We start from the raw sequence: 7,130 nt of genomic DNA, 5'->3' as shown, positions 1-7,130 counted from the left end.
GAGCATAAAAAACCCCTGCTACTGTTTTACTAAATAGTAGCAGGGGTTAATACATGAGCCAATAGGATGATACTTTATTACTCAGGATGAAACTATATTACTTAGTATGCATCTTTATTACTCTAGTACAATTTCTGTCATTTTTTAAGCTAAATTATTCTACCGTGACACTCTTGGCCAGATTTCTGGGCTGATCGACATCCGTACCACGCATGACGGCGACATGGTAGGACAGCAGCTGTACAGGGATGCTATAAACAATAGGGGCTAACGTCTCACAGACATCGGGCACGTAGACGACATGTAAGCGATCTTCTGCAACCATCTTGCTTGATTCACCAGCGAATACAAACAACTCACCATGGCGGGCATGAACCTCTTGCATGTTGGCTTTGAGCTTGTCATACATGCTGTCTTTTGGTGCCAGCACGACGATGGGCATGTCTTTATCGACGAGTGCTAATGGACCGTGTTTGAGCTCACCGGCAGCATAGCCTTCGGCATGAATGTAAGAAATTTCTTTAAGCTTGAGTGCGCCTTCTAGTGCAATAGGGAACTGTAATCCGCGACCTAAGAACAGGCAGCTTTTTTTGTCCTCAAAGCGCTCACTCATGGTATTGATTGAGGCATCAAGGTTCAAGCTGGCATGTAGCTGACCAGGTAGTCGTTGTATCTCTGCAAGCATCGTGCTCAAACGCTCACCAGTCATGCGCTGCTGTACGTCACCAACTTTGAGCACTAATAGCATTAGAGCAATAAGCTGCGCAGTAAAGGCTTTGGTCGAAGCGACACCGATTTCGGGTCCTGCGAGCGTCGGTAAAAAGATATCTGTTTCGCGTACCAGTGATGAGGTAGGGACGTTACACAATGCTAAGCTGACCAGACCTGTTGGCGTATGCTTTTGAATATCACGGAGCGCAGACAGGGTGTCAGCCGTTTCACCAGATTGAGAAATACAGATAACTAATGTGTTATCAACCACGACTGGGTTGCGATAACGGAACTCACTCGCGACTTCAACTGAACAAGGAATACGGTTTAGGCTCTCAAACCAGTATTTTGCGACCAGCCCTGAGTGATAGCTGGTGCCACAAGCGATAACTTGTACATTACGAACACCCGATAGCTGCGCTTCGTGACGCTGCAAAAAATCATCGCGTAACTTAGAGGTTTCACTCTTGTCGACGGCCATCTCAATCGTACGAGCGACGGCATCTGGCTGCTCATAGATTTCCTTGAGCATATAATGCTTAAATTCACCTTTATCGGCATTGTGTTGTGCCGCATCAATTTCATGAACTTGTCGTTTGACCTCGACACCATCAGCATAAACTTGAATCGTTTTGCGAGTTAGTCTGGCGATATCACCTTCTTCTAAATACATAAAACGGTTGGTAACTGGCAACAGTGCCAACTGATCTGATGCGATGAAGTTTTCGCCGATACCCACACCGATCACTAGCGGTGAGCCCAGGCGCACCGTAATCAGCTCATCTGGACAGTCAATATGTACGACACCAAGGGCAAATGCACCATGTAATAACGGAATAACCTTGCGCACAGCCTCTAATAGATCTGATGTGTCTTGATAAATGTCATTAATGAGATGCGCAACCACCTCGGTATCTGTCTGTGAGGTAAACTCATAGCCTTTCGCGATGAGATCTTCTTTGAGTTCAGCATAGTTTTCGACGATACCGTTATGTACGACAGCGACTTTACCTGAGATGTGTGGATGGGCATTACGCTGCGCAGGTTCGCCATGAGTTGCCCAGCGAGTATGAGCAATACCGATATGACCGTCGAAAAACTCAGGGTTTACGGCGACTGCATTGACCAATTCTTGTACCTTACCGACTTGGCGTTCACGATGTAGCTCACCATTACGGATGACAGTCAAGCCCGCAGAATCATAGCCTCTGTATTCCAGACGTTTAAGACCTTCGAGTAAGATGTTGGCGATATTACGTTCAGCAACTGCCCCTACAATTCCGCACATGGCTATTCCTTAAGTTTGATTTTTGATGTTTTTAGGTGTTTTTAGATTGTCACTTTTCTATATATAGCTGCTGTATCCATCAATAATATGGTTGACTGGTAAGCCATTCACTTTATAGCGCTATAAATATAATTAAGCAGCACCACAAAAATTGTCGCGCTGCTTAAGTGTGTTCAAGAATACGATGATTGACCTAATTTTTAACAAAGCGACTATTTTTTAGTAGGTCGTTGAAAGTCATTTTTCTGCGTTTGCCGAGCGCGACCAAAAGCCAATGCGCTAGCATCCACGTTTTTAGTAATGACAGAGCCAGCTGCAACCGTCGCTGTATCACCAATCGTCACTGGCGCTACCAAGCTGGCATTTGAGCCGATAAAGGCATTGTCTTCAATGGTGGTTTGCGACTTGTTGGCACCATCATAATTACAAGTAATCACGCCAGCACCTATATTGACACCCGTTCCGACGGTGGCATCGCCGACGTAGCTTAAGTGGTTTACCTTGCTACCGTGACCGATGGTTGATTTTTTGATTTCGACAAAATTACCAATTTTACTGTTATCAGACAATACGGTCTCAGGACGCAGGTGGGCAAATGGGCCAATATCGACACCAGCACCGACCTCGGCATGATCAATAACGCAGTATGGCTTGATATAGCAGGCATTGCCCAGCTGTGAGTGTTTAATAACACAGCCTGCCTCAATATAGACATTGTCTCCCAAGGTGCAGTCACCCTCGAATACGACGCCAACATCGATAAACACGTCTTGACCTGCCGTTAGCGTACCACGGATATCGACACGGGTAGGATCGGCGAACTGTACGCCAGCTTCTTGTAAGTCAGCGACTATTTTGCCCTGCCAAGTTCGTTCTAGACTGGCTAGCTGTTGGCGATTATTGACGCCTTCAATCTCAAAGGTATGCTCAGGCTCAATCGCGGCAATCGTAATACCATCAGCGACGGCCATTTTGACAATATCGGTCAGATAGTATTCTTGTTGTGCGTTGTCGTTAGAGAGCTTAGGTAGGTATTTGTGAAGTAGGGCATTATCGACGCAGTAAATACCGCTATTAATTTCTCGAATCTGCTGCTCGTCAGTATCGGCATCTTTTTGTTCAACGATGGCCATGATGTTACCGACGTGATCTCGTTTGATACGACCCAAACCAAATGGATTGTCCACTGTCAACGTCAGCATAGACATACCGTTGGTGTTTGCCGATCTCAAGGCGGCTAACGTCTGAGCACTTACCAAAGGCACATCACCATATAGAATCAAACTTTGTCCGTCTTTTGGCAAGTCAGACAGCGTCACTTTTACCGCATGTCCAGTGCCCAGTTGTTCTGTCTGGGCCACCCAAGTGATGGATGACTGTGAGTATTGGTCAGTAATTTCTGACTTCACTTGCTCGCCGCCAAAACCATGAACGACGATGGTCTCATCAACCGTCATTTTATGACAAGTATCTAGTACATGGCCTAATAACGATTTACCAGCCAATGTCTGAAGCACTTTTGGCTTAGCCGACTGCATACGCGTGCCTTTACCGGCAGCGAGGATGATTACAGAGAGAGGAGAAGTCATAATAACCTTATAAATGTAACAAATTATAATACCTGAGTATAACGCAAATATTTGTTCAGAAAAATACGGTAATGTGCAGGCTTTGTAAATTATATTCAATAATTAGCATATAAGGTAGTAAAAGTACATATAAACCCAAAAAATCTGTCAGATTTATACCTTATGTCTATTAGGACATCTCCTAAACATACTGTATTTTCATTAAAAAGGTAGGATAAGCATCACAAGCACCCACACGATCGCCGCCATAATACCAGCGATAATATCGTCGAGCATGATACCCAGACCACCAGCGACTTTTTTGTCCGCCCAGCCAATTGGTGGCGGTTTGATGATGTCAAAGAACCGGAATAGAACAAAGGCAATCAGGATGGCAATGATAGAAGAGGGTTGTGAGATGTGTTGCCAAAAATTCGTGTCGGCCGCGCCCATATAAGACAAAGGTAGCAGCGTAATCCAGATACCCGCCCATTCATCCCAAACGATATGCGGGTTATCATGCCCGCCCATCAGATCCGATGTGCGACCGCATATCTCGTTACCAACCAGACAGGACAGAATGGTAATAATTAGGAATGGCACGAAGCCCAGGCTTAGCAGTGGTATGGCGGCGATTAAGCCACCAACGGTTCCCCAAGTACCAGGAGCACGGCGGGGTAGACCACTGCCCAAACCAAGCCCAAGCCAATAGACCACACGGTCAATCGAGGTGGCGTTTTCTGGTAGCGGTGGGCAATCATTGGCTTTACGAATATCGGGTTTAGAGAGATCGTGATCAGTCATGGGTCAACCTGCAAAATGTTGGTAACCAGTAAGATTGGGCCATGTGGTAAATGGTGCTGGATTTATTGGCGTAATAGGCTGCCCTTGATAATAAAGCGTAGGACGTAAAGGAGTCGCACTGCCTGCCTGATTGGATAGAGCCGTGTTGGATAGCGAAGTATCAGGCAGCGCAACCACTTCACCGATACAAGTCACTAGCGTGTCGCTGCTATTGATAGGTGGCGTGATATGAGGCGGCAAGGTAAATGCCAATTCGTAATCATCACCGCCTGTTAATTGGCATAGCACGCGCTCAGATAAATCAATGGTAGCGAGTGAGTGACTGGCTGGCAAGTGCTCTACGTTTAGGCGTATGCCGACCGCGCTTTGTTGACATATATGCCCTAAATCTTGATACAAACCATCAGAGATATCTATCATCGCTGTTGCGCCCACTTTGGCTAACTCAGCGCCCAAAGTGACACGCGGTGTGGGCATATGTAATCTATGAGCCAGCTCGATACCTTGAGCGTTGTTGGGATGCAATAGCGCATAATTGGCATCACCAAGTGTCCCTGATACATAGACCTTATCACCCACTTGCGCGCCTGAGCGATACACGGCTGGCGTATCTGCGGCTAGCAGTCCTTGCGCACTGACACTCAGCACTAAGTTATCACTGCGTGTGGTGTCGCCACCAATCAACGTCACACCAAATAGCTGGCAGGCATGGAACAGACCTTTGGCAAATTCGGTGAGCCATTTCTCATGGGCAAGTCTATGTGGTAACGCTAATGCCAATAAAATACTATGCGGGGTTGCGCCCATCGCAGCGATGTCTGAGACATTGACAGCGACAGTTTTATAACCAATCGCAAATGCCAATTCGTTGATTTGTTGCCAGTCAGCGCTAAAATGCCGACCTTGAACCAATGTGTCAATACAGCTGACCAAGCGTGCGCCCACAGGCAGTGCTGTCACCGCTGCATCATCACCAATGCCTTTTTCGACATAGTCTGATAATGGCTGCTTGGCCTGCATTTGGACGAATATACGCTCAATCAGCTCAAATTCATTCATAGTTAGTCTTGGTTTTTGGCATCGTCAGCGTTTTTCTTGTTCGCTTTAAAGTTACTGATATTTGCACTGGCTTTACTCGCGCTATTGCGTTTAACACTGGCGTTATTTGCACTGATACGTGGCTTGTTTGAAGCGGTTGGTTTGTCTTCAATTGATTCCAAATCGACACTACTATCTACTTCAGTAGTTGTCTTTACGACAGGTTTAGCAGAGGCTTTTTGTGAAGTGCGTGAGTTGGCTTTGCTGTCTGATGCCACTTCAGTTGCACGTAGTTCAACCGCCATCTTGTCTAATACTGCATTAATCAGTTTATGGGCGTCAGTGGCACCGAAGTGATTATTCAGTTTCATCGCCTCATCTAGAACGACTTTATATGGAATCTCTAAACGGTTTTTAAGCTCGTAAGCACCAATCAACAAAATAGCGTGTTCAACCGTGTCTAACTTATTGATGTCGCGATCCAAATGCTGAGTAATGAGCGCATCTAAATCTTCGATTTGCTCTGGAATATCACGCATCATTTCGTGATAATAGCCAATGTGTACGGTATGCATCGCATTGGTCGCGCGCGTACGGGCTGCGATATCATGGGGGGCATTGGCTTTCCAACCAAGCTTGCCATCTATATCAAAACGGCGATCTGTGACCAACCATTCATATAGGCCTTGCATGGCAAAACGGCGTGCTTTGCGGATAGCAGTGTGACTGGTCTTATAAGAAGACTCATTCATATCGAAGGTTTGATCACCCGCACTGCTGCTCGCTATACGGGTAGCTTCCGCTTGTTGATCATTGGTTTGTGCGGTTTTTGCAGCATTAATGGCGTGTTTGAGTTGGTCGGTCATAAGGGGTCAATACCTGAGTTTTGAGATAGAATGTTAAATAGTGGTCGGCTGGTACGTATTACCAGTCAGTTTTGGAGCTTGGTTTAAATGCTGAAGCTAAGCACTTAAGTTCAGTACTTAAGCTAAATACTTAAATTAAGTGCTGAGGTTAAATATTTAATTTAAGCATTTGAGTTAAACACTTAAGTTAAATATTTAATGTAACTAATCAGGGCTATAGCAATAACCCCAATTAAATTCATAAACAGTATGGTTCTGTATCTGTCTAGTCTGCATCTCTATTTAGAGAGCAACAAAATTACGCGTCATCGATATCATCATCAATATCTAGCTGTGACAGCACGGCAAGCATTTCTATTACCACCATCGCCGCTTCTGAGCCTTTGTTACCAGCTTTGGTACCAGCACGTTCAATCGCTTGCTCGATGCTATCAGTGGTTAATACGCCGTTTGCGACTGGGATATTGTAATCCATCGCGACAGCGCTTAAACCTTTGGCTGATTCGTTTGCAACAAAATCAAAATGCGGCGTGCTACCACGGATAATCGCGCCCAAAGCAACAATGGCATCAAAGCGATCAGACTCAGCAGCGCGCTGGGCAACCAATGGTAATTCAAAGGCACCAGGCACACGAACAACAGTAATATTGCTGCCTAATACGCCATGACGAAGCAATGCATCGATAGCACCATCTACTAATGACTCAACGACAAAACCATTGAAACGACCGACCACGATACCGATACGGACGTCTTTGTTTTGATGTAGGTTGCCATCGATATGGGTCACATCATTGCGCTGCTGTTGTAAATTTGACATAAAAAATCCTTTGCCTAATGGGCTTTTAATATAAA

The 7,130-nt window shown here is 45.5% G+C and carries 6 protein-coding genes; all 6 read right to left on the bottom strand.

From position 1 onward, the window contains the following. Positions 1 to 154: 154 nt before the first annotated feature. The 6 genes from glmS to ribH all read right to left on the bottom strand — a co-directional run bounded on the left by glmS (position 155) and on the right by ribH (position 7,095). A complete protein-coding gene (glmS, locus tag ACT3SX_RS12755) occupies positions 155 to 1,999 on the bottom strand; it encodes a glutamine--fructose-6-phosphate transaminase (isomerizing) (protein ID WP_192519626.1) in 1,845 nt (614 codons plus the stop codon). A gap of 212 nt (positions 2,000 to 2,211) precedes the next feature. Continuing rightward, positions 2,212 to 3,588 (bottom strand): bifunctional UDP-N-acetylglucosamine diphosphorylase/glucosamine-1-phosphate N-acetyltransferase GlmU, encoded by a 1,377-nt coding sequence (glmU, locus tag ACT3SX_RS12750; protein WP_192519627.1) that lies wholly within the window; start codon positions 3,586 to 3,588, stop codon positions 2,212 to 2,214. 201 nt (positions 3,589 to 3,789) lie between these two features. Further along, positions 3,790 to 4,371, bottom strand: a complete 582-nt coding sequence (locus ACT3SX_RS12745; RefSeq protein WP_192519628.1) for a phosphatidylglycerophosphatase A family protein — start codon at positions 4,369 to 4,371, stop codon at positions 3,790 to 3,792. A gap of 3 nt (positions 4,372 to 4,374) precedes the next feature. Then, positions 4,375 to 5,430, bottom strand: a complete 1,056-nt coding sequence (gene thiL, locus ACT3SX_RS12740) for a thiamine-phosphate kinase (RefSeq protein WP_192519629.1) — start codon at positions 5,428 to 5,430, stop codon at positions 4,375 to 4,377. Positions 5,431 to 5,432: 2 nt separating this feature from the next. After that, positions 5,433 to 6,275, bottom strand: coding sequence for a transcription antitermination factor NusB (gene nusB / locus ACT3SX_RS12735; protein WP_225739195.1), 843 nt, complete (start codon positions 6,273 to 6,275; stop codon positions 5,433 to 5,435). Between the two features lie 298 nt (positions 6,276 to 6,573). After that, the gene (gene ribH, locus ACT3SX_RS12730; protein ID WP_192519630.1) at positions 6,574 to 7,095 is read right to left on the bottom strand and encodes a 6,7-dimethyl-8-ribityllumazine synthase; all 522 of its coding nucleotides are present in this window, start codon (positions 7,093 to 7,095) and stop codon (positions 6,574 to 6,576) included. Between the last annotated feature and the right edge of the window lie 35 nt (positions 7,096 to 7,130).

The sequence above is a fragment of the Psychrobacter sp. AOP31-B2-9 genome (assembly GCF_052378005.1).
Lineage (GTDB): Bacteria > Pseudomonadota > Gammaproteobacteria > Pseudomonadales > Moraxellaceae > Psychrobacter.
The sequence above is the reverse complement of the archived record's forward strand: the minus strand, read 5'-3'. Positions and strand labels throughout refer to the sequence as shown.

Excerpts from the sequence above, each read along its gene's own strand:
- glmS (WP_192519626.1), bottom strand. The coding sequence starts at position 1,999 with ATGTGCGGAATTGTAGGGGCAGTTGCTGAACGTAATATCGCCAACATC.
- glmU (WP_192519627.1), bottom strand. The coding sequence starts at position 3,588 with ATGACTTCTCCTCTCTCTGTAATCATCCTCGCTGCCGGTAAAGGCACG.
- ACT3SX_RS12745 (WP_192519628.1), bottom strand. The coding sequence starts at position 4,371 with ATGACTGATCACGATCTCTCTAAACCCGATATTCGTAAAGCCAATGAT.
- thiL (WP_192519629.1), bottom strand. The coding sequence starts at position 5,430 with ATGAATGAATTTGAGCTGATTGAGCGTATATTCGTCCAAATGCAGGCC.
- nusB (WP_225739195.1), bottom strand. The coding sequence starts at position 6,275 with ATGACCGACCAACTCAAACACGCCATTAATGCTGCAAAAACCGCACAA.
- ribH (WP_192519630.1), bottom strand. The coding sequence starts at position 7,095 with ATGTCAAATTTACAACAGCAGCGCAATGATGTGACCCATATCGATGGC.